The sequence below is a fragment of the Streptomyces sp. NPDC017225 genome (assembly GCF_044331465.1).
In the GTDB taxonomy this organism is placed as follows: Bacteria; Actinomycetota; Actinomycetes; order Streptomycetales; family Streptomycetaceae; genus Streptomyces.
Genome location: NZ_JBIRNE010000031.1, coordinates 47,781 through 64,769, shown reverse-complemented (window position 1 = coordinate 64,769; position 16,989 = coordinate 47,781). Strand labels below are relative to the sequence as shown.

Genomic DNA, 16,989 nt, shown 5'->3' with positions numbered 1-16,989 from the left:
GCCCGTCCGCCCGTCCGCCCGTCCGCCCGTCCGCCCGTCCGCCCGTCGGGCAGCGGACCGCGAACGACGAGCCGGGGCAGGACGCGGCTCAGGACGCGGGCGGGCTGTCCGAGGGCGTTCTCGCGGGCCCCGGCGGGAGCCGGGTGGCCAAGGCGGTGGCGGTGCGCGCCAACGGCGTGGTCATGATCCCGGCGACGCTGGTGCGGCCGGAGACGTAGGCGTCGAGACGGTGCCAGGCCGGTGGCAGGCGGGTCAGCGCCGTGTGAACGAGACCGGGGTTGCGTGCGAAGAGCTCCATCAGCGTGCCACTGGCGCGCATTTCAGCGCCGAGGACGTCGTCGACCTGCCGTCCGTAGTCGTCGGCGGTGCTGTCCGCCTCCGCCTCGTCGGCCGCGGTGACGAGGCGGACGGCGGCGTGACCCGCGAGGCTCCCCGAGCACAGGGCGTACGAGATGCCCTCGCGTGACCAGTGGTCGACGAGAGCCGCGGCGTCGCCGGCGACCAGGACGCGCCCGCGGGCCAGCGGGGAGCCCGGGCGGCGGCACCGGGTCAGGTGGCCGGTGTCGTGGAAGGGGCGGGGGCCGAGCAGCCCATGGCGTTTGAGGAAGTCGTCCTTGTACGCGCGGAGGGCGGCCGGGTTGCCACGGGCGGCCACCACTCCGGCGGTGCAGACGTCACCCTTGGGAAAGACCCAGCCGAAGGAGCCCGGCAGTGGCCCCCACTCCATCAGGAGACGGCCCCGCCATCGGTCGGCCGTCCGTTCGTCGACCGGTACTTCGGCCTCCAGCGCGAGATCGACCTGCGCGCACTGCACTCCCACGTACCGGGCGACCCTGCTGGCGCTGCCGTCCGCGCCGATGACGGCCCGGGCGCGGAGAGTGTCGCCCCGGTTGGTCTTCACGGTGACGGTGCCGCCCTGCTGGTCCAGGACGGTCAGCGCGGTGCTGTCCCTGACCTCGGTGCCCGCCGCGGCGGCGGCTTCGGTCAGGGCCGCGTCGAGCTCGCTGCGGTAGACCATGGAAATGGTCGGGGAACCGGACGTGAGGGTGCGCTGTCTGCGGCCGTTGAGACTGAAGGTGAACTGCCGGGCCGTGTCGTAGATGTTCAGGGGCAGGCCGGGAGGCAGGGCGGCCAGGGACGCGCCGATGAGGCCGCCGCCGCAGGTCTTGTAGCGGGGGATGGCCGCGCGTTCCAGCAGCAGTGTTTCGCAGCCGTTCTCGCTGGCCACGCGGGCGGCGGTGGCACCGGCCGGGCCGGCACCGACGACGATCACGTCCCAGGTGCCGGGTGTGCGGGTGGGAGTGGGAGGGGAAGGAGGAGGCATACGGTGGTCACCTCGAGGTCGGGTGAAACGGGCGGGTGGGGAAGCGTCAGCCGGTGCCGGCCGACCCGTTGACGGCCGGCGCCGCCTGGGAACACGCGTCGTCCTGCCCCTGGTCGGGGTGGAGACGGCCCAGTAGGTAGCGGGTGAGCGCGGAGGCCGTCGGATGGGTCCACATCACCGTGGTGGGGATGTCCAGGGCGAGGTCACTCTGCAGGCGGCTGCGCAGGGCGAGGGCCATGAGCGAGTCCAGACCGAGCGTCACCAGGGACGTGTCGGCGTCGAACCGGCCGGTCTCCAGCCGCAGGACCGCGGCGATGTGCTCGACGACCCGGCACCGCAGCAGCTGCTGACGCTGCTCGGGACTGTCCGTCTCCCGCAGCGACCGGAGCAGGGCGCCGCGGGCGTCGGCGGTGTCCGCGCCCGCCGCCGGGGCGGCCAGCCCGGCGAAGAAGGCGGTGCGGCCGGTTGCGGGGTAGGAATCCAGCCACCGCGACAGGTCGACGGGCGTGTAGGCGGTGCGTTCGCGGTCGTGGGAGAGGATGCGCTCCAGAGCGGCGATGCCCTCCGCGGGCGTGATCATGGCATAGCCGCGGTCCTCCATCCCCGCGCCGCGGCCGACCTCTGCCCACGGCCCCCAGTTGACGCAGGTCGTCGACAGGCCCTGGGCCCGGCGCCAGGAGGTGAACTCGTCCAGCCAGGCGTTGGCGGCCGCGTAGGCGCCCTGCCCGGGATTGCCCAGCAGGGACGCGGCGGAGGAGAAGCCGACCCACCAGTCCAGTTCCTGGCCGACCGTGGCGTGGTGGAGGAGCCAGGCACCGGTCGCCTTGGGGCGCCAGACCTCCTCCAGGAGACCGGGGGAGAGATTGGCGACGGTGGCGTCCTCGACGACGGCCGCGGCATGGACGACGCCGCGCAGCGGGTGACCCGTCTCCAGGGCGGCTCGCACCAGGGTCTCGGCCACGCCCGGCTCGGCGAGGTCCCCGCACACGACCTCGACGCGCGTGCCGAAATCGGCGGCGATGGCGTCGAGGGCGGTTCGGGCGGCTGGAGAAGGGGCGCCGCGGGAGGTGAGTACGACGGCCGCCGCACCCCGCCCGGCCAGCCACCGGGCGACCAGGAGTCCCAGTCCGCCGAGGCCGCCGGTGACCAGGTAGCTCGCGTCGGGCCGGACGACGGGGACGTCCTCCGGTCGCACGGGCAGGGTGCCGGTGCCCTCGGCGGGCCAGGTGAGGACGAGTTTGCCGGTGTGCCGGGCGGATGCCATGGTGTGGAACGCCGACGACGCCTCGGTGACAGGGTATTCGGTGACCGGCAGCAGCGGCAGGGTGCCGTCCGCGAGCAGGCCGCCGAGTTCCCGGTAACCCTCGGCGAGCAGGCCCGGGTCCTGCTGCATCATCATCAGCACGTCGACGGCGGCGAAGGTGACGTTGCGGCGGAAGGGCAGCAGCCCCAGCCGGGTGTTGGCGTAGATGTCCCGCTTGCCGAGTTCGAGGAACCGGCCCCGGTGCGCCAGCAGGCCGAGACCGGCGGACTGCGCCGGTCCGGTGAGGGAGTTGAGCACGACGTCGACGCCCCGGCCCCCGGTGAGGTCGCGCACCCGGTCGGCGAAGTCCAGCGTGCGGGAGTCCATGACGTGCGCGACGCCCAGGCCGCGCAGGTAGGCCCGCTTGGCCTCGCTGCCCGCGGTCGCCCAGACCTCCGCGCCGCGGGACCGCGCGAGGTTCAGCGCGGCCAGACCGGTGCCGCCGCTCGCCGAGTGGATGAGCACCTTCTCTCCCGGCCTCAGCCGCGCCAGGTGCCGCAGGGCGTACCAGGCGGTCAGGTAGGCGCACGGCAGGCCGGCGGCGTCCCGCGTCCGCACCTCGTCCGGCACCGGCAGGAGGCAGTCGGCGCGGACGGTCGCGAAGGAGGACATGACGGTCGTCTGGCTCCCCTCCACGAACATCGCGGCGACCCGGTCGCCCTCCCGTACGCCCTCGACGCCGTCGCCGACGGAGGTGACGACGCCCGCACCGTCGAACGCGCTGACCTCCGGGCGCTCGTCGCCCACACCGAAGCGCTGGTAGACGCCCATGGTCTGGAGCACGTTGATGAAGTTGACACTGGTGGCCTCGACCCGGACCTCGACCTCGCCCGGACCGGGCCGGTGCCGGGACTGGGCGACGAACTCGAAGGAGTCCAGGTCGCCGGGGCGCGCGAGGTGCAGTGCCACCCGGTCGTGCCCGCGGTCGACGGTGGTGCGACGGCGCTCGCGTTCGTCCAGCGGCGCGCCGCACAACCGGGCCAGGTGGCGTGTCCCCAGCCGGTAGGCGATCTCGTCCTCCTCGTCGGGGCAGGACAGCAGCTCCCGTGCCACCTCGGCGACCGGCGTCCGCCCGTCGACGTCCAGCACGCTGGGGCGCAGTTCGGGGTGTTCGTAGCTCAGGACACGGACCAGCCCGCGCAGACCGGCCTGTCCCAGGTCCGGCCGGTCCCCGGGCGTGACCCGCTGCGCGGTGGCGGTGAGGGTCCACAGACGTGGCGCCTTCTCGCCCTCCGCGGTCCGTGCGAGCGCACGCGCCGTCTCCACCAGGCGGGCGACCTGCTCCCGCGCCCGGTGGTCGGGAGACACACGGTCGGATCCCGTGCCGGACGCCGGCAGGTACACCACTGCCTGGGGTGCCGGATCGCCGGGCCCGGGCGGCCCCACCGGTGCGGTGCCGTCCTCGTGGGCTCCGTCCCGGGCGAGCGCCCGGACGTCCACGGTGGTGCCCTGCTCCTGAAGAGCCGCGGCCAGGTCGCTCGCGTACGACTCACGTCCGGCTTCGGCCAGGAGGGTCCAGGTACCGGTCGCCGCGCTCGTCGCCGGGCTCTCACCGGGCTCCCAGGAGGCCTGGAGCAGACGGGCGGCGAAGCGCTCCTGGGCGCTCTCGGCGGGAACGTGCCGGAACTCCACTCCGGTGGCGTCTGCGGCCACCGACCCGTCGTCGGCCCACAGCCGGAAGTCCGCCGTGTACCGGTCGCCCTCCACCCCCGTGAGAGTGACCAGGCAGTACCCGCTCAGCGGCACCGTCCCGTACAGCCGTAGCTCCTCGATGTGCCGGGGCAGGATGCCACCGGTGGGCACCGTGCCGGTACGCAGTACGGCACCCGCGACGGCCTGCAGGCACGTGTCCAGGGCGACGGGATGGCAGTGCAGAGACCGCGCTCCGGCCCGGCCTTCGTCGGGTACCCGAAGACGGGCCAGGAGGCGGGCGCCCGCACGGTCCGCCGGGGCCCCGTCGGCGTGCAGGGACTCCAGGCCGAGGAACGGCGGGCCGTGGTGCACACCCCGCTCTTCGCGCATCTGCCGGTAGACGTCCGACGCGTCCACGGCATCCGGGTACTTCGCCGGCAGTCGCTGCGGATCGGTGCCCTGCGGGACGGGTCCGCCTTCGGGCGTGACGTGCAGATACGCCTGTGCGTGCTGGACGGAGGTGCCGTCGGAAGCGGTGCTGAGCAGGCGCCAGCGCGCGGTGTCCGGGCCGGCCGCCTCGGCGGTGGCGGTGACCGGCGTGCCGTCGGCGGCCGGCAGCAGCAGCCGTTCCAGGTCGATGCCGGTGACCCGCAGACGCTCCGCACCGGCGTCGAACAGGTCGGCGGCGGCAGCGACGGCCATCTCGCACAGAGCGGCGCCGGGCACCACCGCGACATCGTTGACACGGTGCGCGTCCAGCCAGGGCAGGGTGGTGGGGGCGACGCGGGTCTGCCACAGATGGCGGCCCTCACCGTCCGGGTCCGCGGTGTGCGGCCCGGTCAGCGGGTGCGTGCCGGGCACGGAGTGTGCCCCGGCCGACTGCCGCAGCGGGGAGGGTTCGACGACGTACCGCGTGCGCTCCCAGGTGGTCGGCGGTACGTCGGCCAGGGCGCCGTCGCCGTAGCGGCCGGCCCAGTCCAGCGGGTGGCCGGCGCAGTGCAGCGCCGCCACGTGGGTGTGGAACGCCAGCGCGTCGTCGGTGTCGCGGAGCAGGGACGGCACGACCGCGGTGCCGCTGTGACCGTGGGCGCTGAGCGTGGCCTGCACCGGGTGGGCCAGTACCGGATGCGGACCGATCTCCACGAACAGCCGGTGCCCGTCCTCGGCCGCGGCCCGTACCGCGTCGGCGAAGCGCACCTCACGGCGGAGATTGCCCGACCAGTAGGCGGCGTCGAAAGCGGCGTGCTCGCGCGGGTCGTCGCTGACGGTGCTGTAGAAGGCCGCCACTGGCGGCCCGCCGGTGACGTCGGCGAGGGCGTCGGCGAGGTCGGGCAGGATGGCGTCCATGTGGGCGGTGTGCGAGGCGACGTCCACCTCGACCACGCGGACGCCGACGCCGCGCGCGTCCCACTCCTCGGCGAGCCGGCGGACGCGGTCGGCGTCCCCGCCGATCACCGTGTTCTCCGGCGATGCGACGACCGCGACGCAGACCCCCCGCACGTCCTGCTCCGCCAGCAGCCGTTCGACCTCGGCACGCCCCAGCGCGACCGAGGCCATCAGCCCCTGCCCGGCGGCCCGCAGGATCAGCCGCGACCGCCGGCAGATGACCCGCACTCCCTGCCGGACACCGAGCGCCCCCGAGGCGACCGCGGCGGCCACCTCGCCCATGGAGTGGCCGATCACGGCCGTCGGCTCCACACCGTGGGACCGCCACATCGCCGCCAGCCCCAACTGGACGGCGAAGATCACCGGCTGCACCCGGTCGAACCCGGTCACCACCTCGGGGCGGGACAGGGTCCGGCGCAGGGAGAAGCCGGACTCCGCGGCGACCAGCGGTTCGAGTTCGTCGATGACCCGGGTGAACCGCCGGTCCCGGTCGAGGAGTTGCCGGCACATTCCCGCCCACTGCGAGCCATGCCCGGAGAAGACCCACACCACGCCCTGTCCGGCGTCCTGTACCGCCCTGCCGGTCGCCACCCCGGCGGGTGGCGCGGCCCCCGCCGCCAGTTCCTCCAGCCGTGCCGTCAGTTCCGACCGGTCGGCGGCGACGACGGCGGCACGTTCCCGGGCGGGCGAGCGCCGCACGGCAAGGGTGTGCGCCACGTCGCCGAGCGGTACGCGCGATCCCTCCGCCCTCAGCCACCGGGCCAGGCGCCCGGCCGCGGACCGCAGGGCCACCGGCGTGCCCGCCGACAACGGGAACACCCGCAACGCGTCGTCACCCCGGCCCGGGCCGGAACCGCCGACGGGAACCGAAGGGGCCGCGCGCCGGGCGGGCAAGGAAGCGGGAGGCTGCTCCAGCACGACGTGGACGTTGGTGCCGCTGATGCCGAAGGACGACACGGCGGCCAGCCGCGTACGGCCCCGCACCGGCCACTCGGTGCTCTCGGTGGGCACGAACAGCCGCGTGCCGCCGGGATCGATCTGCGGATTCCAGTCGCGGAAGTGCAGACTGGCCGGCACCGTGCCGTGCCGCAGGGAGGCGATCGCCTTCAGCAGCCCCGCTACGCCGGACACCGGCTCGGTGTGGCCGATGTTCGTCTTCACCGAACCGAGCGCGCACCGGTCCCGGCCCTTGCCGTAGACCGCGGCCACCGCCGCGAACTCGATGGGGTCGCCCACCGCCGTGCCCGGGCCGTGCGCCTCCACCATGCCGACGTCACCGGCCTCGACGCCGGCGCGCTCCAGTGCCAGACGGTAGAGATCGATCTGTGCCGGCTCCGAGGGAGCGCTCAGCCGTGTGCCCCGGCCGTTCTGGTTGACCGCCGTGCCGCGCAGTACCGCCAGTACGCGATCCTTGTCCCGTACCGCGTCCGAAAGACGCTTGAGTACGACCACGCCGCAGCCCTCTCCGCGTACGTAGCCGTCGGCGGCGGCATCGAAGGCGTGGCAGCGGCCGGTGGGGGAGAACACGCCCCACAGCGCGGGGGCGATGACGCCCTCGGGGCCCAGAGTCAGCATGGCGGCCCCGGCCAGGGCGACATCCGACTCGCCGGCCCGCAGGCTCTGGCAGGCGGTGTGCACGGCGACCAGTCCGGACGCGCAGGCGCTTTCCACGACGACCTGAGGACCCCGGAGGTTCAGCATGAACCCCACGCGGCCGGGGCCGATGCTGTCGAAGCCGGTGTACATCGCGTAGGCGTTGACCTCTTCAAGAGGTCGCTGCACCCGCAGCATGTAGTCCTTCTGGTAGATACCGAAGAACATGCCCGTCGGCGTGCCCGACAGCCGCCCGGCGGGAATGCCGGCGTGCTCGATGGCCTCCCATACCACTTCGGACAGCAACCGGTGCTCCGGATCCACCCAGGGCGCTTCCTGCGCGTTGATCCCGAAGAACTCCGGCTCGTAGGCGTAGACGTCGTCCTCCAGGAAGCAGCCGTAGCGCAGTCTCTCCGCGACCTGGGCGGGAAGGCCGGCCAGTTCCGCCTGCGCCCACCGCTCACGGGGTACTTCCCGCGCCGCGTCCCGACGCGCCATCAGCAACCGCCACAATGAGGTGAGAGAGCGCACCTCACCGGGGAACCGACAGGCGGCTCCGACGACCGCGACCGGTTCGTCCCGAACCGCTCCTGGCTCCTCGACGCCGGGTTGCACATGCATGGGCTGTCCGTCCTTCACCACGAAGAAGCCGGGGCCGCGGCCGGTTTCCGGAGCACTCCGCGCCGCGCCTCGCATCGAACATGCGACACGGGTTGCATCGGCACATGGCTGGGGGGAGCCCAAGGGCGCATGGCTTTCGGGCGGTTGCACGTCCGGAATCACCAACGCCCCAACACGCCAGGTTCAGCCGCTCGGGTGACCTGCTGGAAGGTGTTCGGTCGGGGCGGACGGGGAAGGCCCGGACCGCGCCGGCAGAGGGCCGAACACGTCACCGGGCCGGCCGGTCCAACAGAGCATCCGGGCACCGCACACGAACAGGCCACGGCCCGTCCCATGGCCGCTGAGGAAGACGGCTCCGACTCCGACGGCAGGCGCGGGGCGACCGCGTCGCCGTCCGCCCCGGCGACGGAGGGCGCCCGACGGGTGGAAAGCCAGGTCAGGCGCCCGTGAGCGGTGTCTAGAAGAAGCCCAGCTTCTTCGGTGAGTAGGACACCAGGAGGTTCTTCGTCTGCTGGTAGTGCTCCAGCATCATCTTGTGGTTCTCCCGGCCGATCCCCGACTGCTTGTAGCCGCCGAAGGCGGCATGCGCCGGGTAGGCGTGATAGCAGTTCGTCCAGACACGCCCCGCCTGGATGGCGCGGCCCGCGCGGTAGGCGGTGTTCATGTCGCGGGTCCACACACCGGCGCCGAGACCGTACAGGGTGTCGTTGGCCGTCTTGATCGCGTCGTCGAAGTCGCTGAAGGACGTGACCGACACGACCGGGCCGAAGATCTCCTCCTGGAAGATCCGCATGCGGTTGTGACCCTCGAAGATCGTCGGTTGGACGTAGTACCCCCCCTTCAGCTCGCCGCCGTGCTCGATGCGTTCACCGCCGGTGAGCACCTTGGCGCCCTCCTGCCGGCCGATGTCCAGGTAGGAGAGGATCTTCTCCAACTGGTCGTTGGACGCCTGCGCGCCGAGCATCGTGTCGGTGTCGAGAGGGTGACCCGGCTTGATCAGCTCGGTGCGGGCGACGGCGGCCTCCATGAACTCGGCGTATGTGCCGCGCTGGACCAGAGCCCGGGACGGGCAGGTGCACACCTCGCCCTGGTTGAGCGCGAACATCGTGAAGCCCTCGAGTGCCTTGTCGCGGAAGTCGTCGTCCCGCGCCCAGACATCGTCGAAGAAGATGTTCGGTGACTTGCCTCCCAGCTCCAGCGTGACCGGCTTGATGTTCTCCGAGGCGTACTGCATGATCAGCCGCCCGGTCGTGGTCTCCCCGGTGAACGCGACCTTCGCCACCCGCGGGCTGGACGCGAGCGGCTTGCCCGCCTCCGCTCCGAAGCCGTTGACGACGTTCAGGACGCCGGGCGGCAGCAGGTCCGCGACCAGGCTCAGCCAGTAGTGGATGGAGGCCGGGGTCTGCTCGGCGGGCTTCAGGACCACGGCGTTGCCGGCGGCGAGAGCCGGGGCCAGCTTCCAGGTGGCCATCAGGATCGGGAAGTTCCACGGGATGATCTGCGCGACCACGCCCAGCGGTTCGTGGAAGTGGTACGCGACGGTGTCGTCGTCGACCTCGCCGAGCGAGCCCTCCTGAGCGCGGATCGCGCCCGCGAAGTAGCGGAAATGGTCGATGGCGAGCGGGATGTCGGCCGCGAGCGTCTCGCGCACCGGCTTTCCGTTCTCCCAGCTCTCGGCGACCGCCAGTCGCTCCAGGTTGGCCTCCATGCGCTCGGCGATCTTCAGCAGGACGCCGGAACGCTCGGTCACCGATGTGCGGCCCCAGCCCGGGGCGGCCTCGTGCGCCGCGTCGAGCGCCCGCTCCACGTCCTCCGCCGTACCGCGCGCGACCTCCGTGAACGGCTGACCGTTCACCGGTGACGGGTTCTCGAAATACTGTCCGCGCGCCGGCCGCACGTACTCGCCGCCGATGAAGTGGTCGTAGCGCGACTGGTAGGAGACGATCGCGCCCTCGGTGCCGGGCGCCGCGTAACGGGTCATCCTGTCTGCCTCCCTCGTCGAGTGCCGCCCGTCGTTGGACAGCCTCGAGCGGCAGGCTAGGGAGCAGGACGTTGCGCAGACGTTGCACGTACGGCGGTCATCCACCGGTAGGCCGGGACCGGTCCGCGCCGATGGGCAGTCACCGGGCGCTTGGCGCCCTCAGCTCGGACTCCAGCGCGGCGAGCCGGGACCGGACCGCGGGCGTGGGCCGGGCCGAGGCCAGTGCGCGCCACACGTCGAGGTCGTCCTCGCCCCACGGCGCGTGCACCCAGTCGGCCAGCAGGTCGGGATCGTGGCAGGCGATCAGTGCGGCGCGCAGCCCGTCGGCGAGCCGCCGCCGGAGCCGTACCACTGCCGGAGCCCGGGAGCCGGGCAGCAGCGGACCGGGGTAGGCCGCCGCGGCCCCCGTCACCGTACCGGCCCGCAGACGACGCTCCATGACGGCGGCGTCCGACTCGACGGGCATCGCGAGCCGGTACGGTCGGGATTCCAGCCGGCCGGGCCCCAGCACCCCGCGCAGCCGCGCCAGTTCGGCACGCAGGGTCACGGGCGGCACCGTCTCGTCCTCGTACAGCGCGCACAGCAACTCGTCGCCGGTCAGGCCCTCCGGGTGATGGGCCAGCAGCACGACGATCTCACTGTGCCGCCGGCTCAGCCGGACTCGGCGGCCGTCCGCGCTCAGCAGGGCCTCGTCACGGCCCAGCGCGGTCAGCTCGGCCACCTCGGCCACCTCGGCCGGGGAACGCCGCGGGGTGAACAGTGCCAGTTGCGACTCGGCGGCACGCGCGACCGCCTGGACGAAGCCCAGACTGTGCGGATGCGCCAGACGATCCCCGCCGGTGATGTCCACGGCACCGAGCACCCGCCCGGTGCGGGGATCGTGCACCGGAGCCGCCGCGCACGTCCACGGCTGGACCCGTCGTATGAAGTGCTCGGCCGCGAAGACCTGGACCGGCCGGCCCACGGCCACCGCCGTCCCCGGCGCGTTCGTCCCGACCGCGGACTCCGCCCACCGGGCACCCGGCACGAAGTTCATCCGCCCCGCCCGGCGCCGGGTGGCCGGATGCCCCTCGACCCACAGCAGTCTGCCGTGCGCGTCGCAGACCGCGAGCAGGTGCTCGCCGTCCGCGGCGAACGTGCCCAGGAGCTCGCGGACCAGAGGCATCACCCGTGCCAGTGGATGCTCGGCCCGGTAGGCGCCGAGGTCGCCCTCCGTGAGTTCCACGCTCGCGGTGCCGTCCGGGCCGACGCCTGCCCGGGCCGAGCGCCGCCAGGATTCCGCCACCACGGCCCGCACGGGGCGCGGGACCGTTCCGGCCTCGGTGAACGTCTCGTGCGCGCGCCGTAGCGTCCGCGCGCGTTCGACGGGGTCGGCCCCCGGTTCCAGAGCCAGCCATGAATCAGGCAACTCGGCCTCCCCGGACGGTGCTGCTGTCGGTGGTGCGACGGGGACATCGTCACTTGGCGGACAGGCGCGGACAACCTCTTCGACGAGCCGGATCTCCCGAGACCCGGGGCACGGTGACGGTCAGGCGAAGTTGACCATTCTGATGTAGCGGGTCCAGTCCCACAGGGGTCCCGGGTCCGTGTGGTCGCTGCCCGGTACCTCGTGGTGCGCGATGATGTGTGTGCGGTCCTTGGGGATGCCGTAGGTGGCGCAGATCGTCGCGGTGAGCCGGGCAGACTGCTCGTACAGGGCGTTGGTGAAGTATTCGGGTCGGTCCACCCAGCCCTCGTGTTCGATTCCGATGCTGCGGGTGTTGTAGTCCCAGTTCCCGGCGTGCCAGGCGATGTCCGCCTCACGGACACACTGCGCCACGTGCCCGTCGGAGGACCGGACGACATAGTGCGCGGACACCTGCTTCTCCGGGTTGCGGAAGATGGAGAGGGTGTCGGCGTACGTCTCCTGCGTGACGTGGACGACCACGCGGTCGACGGAATAGGCCGTGGGACGGCTCGACCGGCTGTAGTTGGACGTAGTCGCCGGCTGCCACTCGGCGGAGGGGTAGTCGACGGCCCGGGGCCGTGCGGCGGCCCGTGTGCCGGAGAACAAGGCATACGGGACGGTGGCGAGCGCGGCGCCCTTCAGGAGCCGTCGCCTGGTAGGAGCCGGTACTGTCCTTTCCCTTTCCATGAGGACTGCCCTTTCGTCGGTGGGGCCCTCGGGCCCCGTGTGTGGGGGGAGCTCAGCTGTGCGCGTGGCTGAGAAGGAGAACGCTGACGCGGACGTTCGCCGGCTGCCGGGCGAGGAGCGTCCGCGCGAATCACCGTACGGCGAACGGGGATTGCGCAGAAGGGCGCCGCGCCGTTCCGTGGACAGCCACCGCCCTGTGGACACCGCGCTCACTCGATCGAGTGGCGAGGGCGTGGACCGAAGGCAGTCGAGGCATCTCCTGACGGGTGCGGTCGGCCGGCTCGGCCCCCGCGGCCGTCACGGGGTCGGGGATGGTCTGCTTCGTGTCCGGCGCGGGTTCGGGTTCGGGTTTGTTCCGTGTCCGGCCCGGGGTCCGGGTTCGGGTCTGCTCCGTGTCCGGCGCGGGGACGGCTTCGGGTTCGCTCCGTGTCCGGCCCGGGACCGGGTCCGGGCTCGGCTCCGTAACCGTCACCTGACCGGGATCAAGACCGCTCCGCCACCATCGCGGGGTCGTCCAGGACGGCCCGTACGACCGAGTGCGCGGCGCCGAGCAGGGGCCCCTCGGAGCCCAGCTCCGACACGGCGACCGGGCAGGCCGGGCCCGCCGTGCGGCGAGCCAGTTCGTCCCGCAGCGACGGCAGCAGCCACGGTGCGAGTCCGGCCAGTGCTCCGCCCAGCACCACGCTCTCGGGGTCGAGCAGGTTGACCGCCCCGGTCAGCGCGATGCCGAGCGCCGTGCCCGCCTCGCGCAGCGCCCGCCGCACGGCCTCGTCGCCCTGCGCGGCACGCCCCGCGAGCAGCCCCACACGATCCTCGCCCGCCTCCACGCCGGCCGCGCGCAGTACCGCCTTCTCACCGGCGTACTGCTCCAGGCAGCCTCGCCCGCCGCACGCGCACTCAGGCCCGTCGGGGCTGACCGGCACGTGACCCAACTCGCCGGCGAACCCCCGGGTACCGCGCAGCAGCCGCCCGTCGACGACCACGGCCGCGCCGATACCGATCTCGGCCGAGACATGCAGGAAGTCCCGTGGAGTGCCGTCACCCAGCCAGAGCTCGGCGAGCGCGCCGAAGTTGGCCTCGTTGTCCACGGTCAGCGGCAGGTCCGCGGGCAGCCGCGCGCCCAGATCCGCGTCGTGCCAGTCCAGGTTCGGAGCGCGCACGACGGTACGGGCGTCCCGCGCCACGAGGCCCGGTACGGCGACCGCGAGGCCGGCCGGCCACAGGCCCTCGGCCTTCGCCTCCGAGACGACCTGCCGTACCAGACCGGTGAGCTGCTCGGTCACACGCTCGAGCGAGCGGCCCCGGTTGCTGCCGTGCCGCACGACACGCGACCGCAGCCGGCCTCGCAGGTCGACCGCGCAGACCGCGAGGTGATCGACGCCGACCTCCGCCCCGATGCCGGCCGGGCCCCGCGCGCTGACGGCGAGCGCCGACCCGGGCCGCCCCACCCGGCCGGGACGCTCGGGCCCCAGCTCGTCCAGCAGCCCCGAGCGGATGAGCTCGTCGACGAGGGTCGACACCGCCGCACGCGTCAGCCCGATCCGTGAGGCGACGGCTGCCCGGGACAGCGGCCCCTCGGCGCTGACGGTGTGCATCACCCGTGCGAGATTGCGGCGGCGCATGCCCTGCTGGGTGTCCGGCAGCGCGCGTCCGGGGCGGGCCGGGTGTGCGTCGTGCGGCGGTGCGGTCATGCCTCCGTCAGTCCTTGGTCGGTCTTCGGTCGGTCCGTGCCTCGGCCACGTATCCCGTCGGCGCCCGGCGGTCGAGGGCGCCCTCAGGAAGACAGCCGGGGACGTCCATCGGTGCCGCACTCCGCCGGTGAGCGTGGTCGTGGTCCACGGTCCCGCCCTCCGGCAGTGTGCGCATCGGTCGCCGTTCACACCGACGCGCCCCCGACGAGGCCTCCGTGCCGGGGTGTCCCGATGGAACAGCCCGCGCAGGTGCCCGTCGGTGGCGTCGCCGGGGTGAGCGCGTCCTCAGCGGGAGTCCGCGTTCGGTTCCAGCAGCGGTGCCGCGTCGGAGAGTACCCCGGTGATCCTGGTCAGTGTCGCCTCGTCCCGCTCCACGGCGTCGAGTACCGGTCCGGCGGCCGTGTTCCAGCGCCGGGCGACCGCCGCCGCGTCCTCGCCGGTCAGCAGGCCGGCCGCCTGCGCCGCGGCGCCGAGGGCGACCAGCTCCCTGGCCTCGGGGATCTGGACAGGGCGCCCCGACAGCCGTCGTACGGTCTGCTGCCAGGCAGCTCCGCGGGCGCCGCCGCCGATCAGCAGCAGTGGTGCGGACGGGTCCGCGTCGGCGTCGAGGACCAGGTCGAGGGCGCCGAGCAGCGAGTGGACGGCGCCGTCGTACGCGGCCTGGAGCAGCTGGCCCGCGGTCGTGTCGTGGCGCAGGCCGTACAGGAGGCCGGAGGAGTGCGGCAGGTTCGGCGTGCGTTCGCCGTCCAGGTAGGGCAGGAGCGTGACGTCGGTGCCCGGTTCGACGGCTTCCCGGTCCAGTCCCAGCAGGGCCGCGACGCGGTCGACGGCGAGCGTGCAGTTGAGGGTGCAGGCCAGCGGCAGCCAGTCGCCACGGGCGTCGGCGAAGCCCGCCACCGTGCCGGTCGGATCGGCGGCGCGGTGCTGCGACACGGCGTACACGGTGCCGGACGTGCCGAGGCTCATCACCGGCATGCCGGGGCGCAGCCCGAGACCCAGCGCGGCGGCCGCGTTGTCACCGGTGCCGGCGGCGACCAGGGTGCCCTTGGCGAACGGCAGGCCGTGGCCGTCGCGCACGGTGCCGGCCACCTCCCCGGGCCGGACCACCCGGGGCAGCAACGCGGGATCGAGTCCCACGCGCGCGAGGGTCTCCTCGTCGTACGATTCCGTGCCGGACGCCCACCAGCCGGTGCCGGACGCGTCGCCGCGGTCGGTGGTCCCCTCGCCGGTGAGGCGTTCGGTGAGGTAGTCGTGGGGGAGGCGTACGGCCTTCGCCGCGCGAGCCGCCTCCGGTTCGTGCTCGGTCAGCCAGGCCCACTTGGTGACCGTGAACGAGGCGCTGGGCACGCTGCCCGTGCGCTCCGCCCAGGACTTGGGGCCGCCCAGTTCCTCGACCAGGCGGCGGGCCTGCGGGGCCGAGCGCACGTCGTTCCACAGCAGGGCCGGGCGCACCGGGTCGCCGTGGGCGTCCAGCGTGACGAGTCCGTGCTGCTGCCCGCCGATCGACACCGCGGCGGCCTCGCGCGCGGCGTCACCGCACTGGTGCAGGGCCTCGCACAGCGCTTCCCACCACTGGCGCGGATCGCTCTCGCGGCCTGCTCCGGTGGACACGGTGTGGGGCGCCTGACCGCTCGCCACGACCCGGCCGGTGGCCGCGTCGACGACCAGCGCCTTGGTGGACTGGGTGGACGTGTCCACGCCGACGACGAGCGGACCCTCGGCTGCTGACATCGGGTTTCTCCCTCTTCCGCGGCTCTGCGGGATCTGACTGAAGTATCTGGACGGACCTGCGCTGAGCAGGGGTTTCGCGGTCGTTCTGGCCCTCGCGACCCGGATGTCACTCCTTCGGGGTCGCCTTGTGCCTTCCCAGGACCGTGTGTGCATACTAATTTGTAAAGCGCCATGACGAAATAGTCGGCAGCAAGTGATCGGCAGCGAGCGAGGAGCCACGGAATGAACTACCAGCCCACTCCCGAGGACAGGTTCACGTTCGGTTTGTGGACGGTCGGCTGGCAGGGCCGGGACCCCTTCGGTGATGCCACCCGGCGCGCGCTGGACCCGGCGGAGTCGGTGCGGCGTCTGGCCGAGCTGGGCGCGTACGGGGTCACGTTCCACGACGACGACCTGATCCCGTTCGGGTCGAGCGACACCGAGCGCGAGGAGCACGTCAAGCGTTTCCGGCAGGCGTTGGACGCGACGGGCATGAAGGTGCCGATGGCGACGACGAACCTGTTCACGCACCCGGTGTTCAAGGACGGCGCGTTCACCGCCAATGACCGCGACGTGCGCCGGTACGCGCTGCGCAAGACGATCCGCAACATCGATCTCGCGGTGGAGCTGGGCGCGAGTGTGTACGTCGCCTGGGGCGGCCGGGAGGGCGCGGAGTCCGGTGCGGCCAAGGACGTGCGGGACGCGCTGGACCGGATGAAGGAGGCCTTCGACCTGCTGGGTGAGTACGTCACCGAGCAGGGCTACGACCTGAAGTTCGCGATCGAGCCCAAGCCGAACGAGCCGCGCGGTGACATCCTGCTGCCGACGGTGGGCCACGCGCTGGCGTTCATCGAGCGGCTGGAGCGGCCGGAGCTGTACGGCGTGAACCCGGAGGTCGGCCACGAGCAGATGGCGGGGCTGAACTTCCCCCACGGCATCGCGCAGGCGCTGTGGGCGGGCAAGCTGTTCCACATCGACCTCAACGGCCAGTCGGGCATCAAGTACGACCAGGACCTGCGGTTCGGCGCGGGCGATCTGCGGGCGGCGTTCTGGCTCGTCGACCTGCTGGAGAGGGCGGGGTACGCGGGACCGCGCCACTTCGACTTCAAGCCGCCGCGGACCGAGGACCTCGACGGAGTGTGGGCGTCGGCGGCGGGCTGCATGCGCAACTACCTGATGCTCAAGGACCGGGCGGCGGCCTTCCGCGCCGACCCGCGGGTGCAGGAGGCACTCGCCGCGTCCCGGCTGGACGAACTGGCGCGTCCGACCGCCGAGGACGGTCTCGCGGCTCTGCTGGCCGACCCGACGGCCTTCGACACCTTCGACGTGGACGCGGCAGCCGCCCGCGGCATGGCCTTCGAGTACCTCGACCAGCTGGCCATGGACCACCTCCTCGGCGCCCGCTGAGCGGTACGGCCTCTGTGCGCGGGCTCCGGCCCCCTCCGCTTCACGGACGGGGCCGGAGCCCGTACGCACCGGGCCGCCCGGCAGCGGCGACGACTACCGGGCGGACGGTGCTCGGCGGCCGGCAGACGACTGCCGCACGGGACCGGACCGCCAGCAGCATCCGCGCCGTCCCCGAGCCGCGCCGGCACCGGGCGTCAGCCGCCTCCG

8 protein-coding genes are annotated in these 16,989 nt (G+C 73.1%); 1 reads left to right on the top strand and 7 read right to left on the bottom strand.

Annotation, left to right across the window (positions count from 1 at the left end; genetic code table 11):
- Window positions 1–88: 88 nt before the first annotated feature.
- The 7 genes from ACH4NX_RS36215 to xylB all read right to left on the bottom strand — a co-directional run bounded on the left by ACH4NX_RS36215 (window position 89) and on the right by xylB (window position 15,396).
- The gene (locus ACH4NX_RS36215; protein ID WP_351392991.1) at window positions 89–1,324 is read right to left on the bottom strand and encodes a geranylgeranyl reductase family protein; all 1,236 of its coding nucleotides are present in this window, start codon (window positions 1,322–1,324) and stop codon (window positions 89–91) included.
- Window positions 1,325–1,370: 46 nt separating this feature from the next.
- Window positions 1,371–7,859: an SDR family NAD(P)-dependent oxidoreductase gene (locus ACH4NX_RS36210; RefSeq protein ID WP_398130150.1), complete on the bottom strand. Its 6,489-nt coding sequence runs from the start codon at window positions 7,857–7,859 to the stop codon at window positions 1,371–1,373.
- A 457-nt stretch (window positions 7,860–8,316) separates the two neighbouring features.
- Complete coding sequence (locus tag ACH4NX_RS36205) at window positions 8,317–9,840, bottom strand: aldehyde dehydrogenase family protein (RefSeq protein ID WP_351392997.1); 1,524 nt, start codon at window positions 9,838–9,840, stop codon at window positions 8,317–8,319.
- Between the two features lie 139 nt (window positions 9,841–9,979).
- Window positions 9,980–11,248 (bottom strand): GAF domain-containing protein, encoded by a 1,269-nt coding sequence (locus tag ACH4NX_RS36200; RefSeq protein ID WP_351393000.1) that lies wholly within the window; start codon window positions 11,246–11,248, stop codon window positions 9,980–9,982.
- A 120-nt stretch (window positions 11,249–11,368) separates the two neighbouring features.
- A complete protein-coding gene (locus tag ACH4NX_RS36195; RefSeq protein WP_351393004.1) occupies window positions 11,369–11,974 on the bottom strand; it encodes an N-acetylmuramoyl-L-alanine amidase in 606 nt (201 codons plus the stop codon).
- 482 nt (window positions 11,975–12,456) lie between these two features.
- Window positions 12,457–13,665 (bottom strand): ROK family transcriptional regulator, encoded by a 1,209-nt coding sequence (locus tag ACH4NX_RS36190; protein ID WP_351393006.1) that lies wholly within the window; start codon window positions 13,663–13,665, stop codon window positions 12,457–12,459.
- Between the two features lie 285 nt (window positions 13,666–13,950).
- The gene (gene xylB / locus ACH4NX_RS36185; RefSeq protein ID WP_351393009.1) at window positions 13,951–15,396 is read right to left on the bottom strand and encodes a xylulokinase; all 1,446 of its coding nucleotides are present in this window, start codon (window positions 15,394–15,396) and stop codon (window positions 13,951–13,953) included.
- Window positions 15,397–15,618: 222 nt separating this feature from the next.
- On the opposite strand from xylB, the gene xylA reads away from it, so the two are divergent.
- Window positions 15,619–16,782 (top strand): xylose isomerase, encoded by a 1,164-nt coding sequence (gene xylA, locus ACH4NX_RS36180; protein WP_398130149.1) that lies wholly within the window; start codon window positions 15,619–15,621, stop codon window positions 16,780–16,782.
- The last annotated feature ends 207 nt before the right edge of the window (window positions 16,783–16,989 follow it).

Coding starts and splice junctions, on each gene's coding strand:
- ACH4NX_RS36205 (WP_351392997.1), bottom strand. CDS start 9,840: ATGACCCGTTACGCGGCGCCCGGCACCGAGGGCGCGATCGTCTCCTAC.
- ACH4NX_RS36195 (WP_351393004.1), bottom strand. CDS start 11,974: ATGGAAAGGGAAAGGACAGTACCGGCTCCTACCAGGCGACGGCTCCTG.
- xylA (WP_398130149.1), top strand. CDS start 15,619: ATGAACTACCAGCCCACTCCCGAGGACAGGTTCACGTTCGGTTTGTGG.
- ACH4NX_RS36210 (WP_398130150.1), bottom strand. CDS start 7,859: ATGCATGTGCAACCCGGCGTCGAGGAGCCAGGAGCGGTTCGGGACGAA.
- ACH4NX_RS36190 (WP_351393006.1), bottom strand. CDS start 13,665: ATGACCGCACCGCCGCACGACGCACACCCGGCCCGCCCCGGACGCGCG.
- xylB (WP_351393009.1), bottom strand. CDS start 15,396: ATGTCAGCAGCCGAGGGTCCGCTCGTCGTCGGCGTGGACACGTCCACC.
- ACH4NX_RS36215 (WP_351392991.1), bottom strand. CDS start 1,324: ATGCCTCCTCCTTCCCCTCCCACTCCCACCCGCACACCCGGCACCTGG.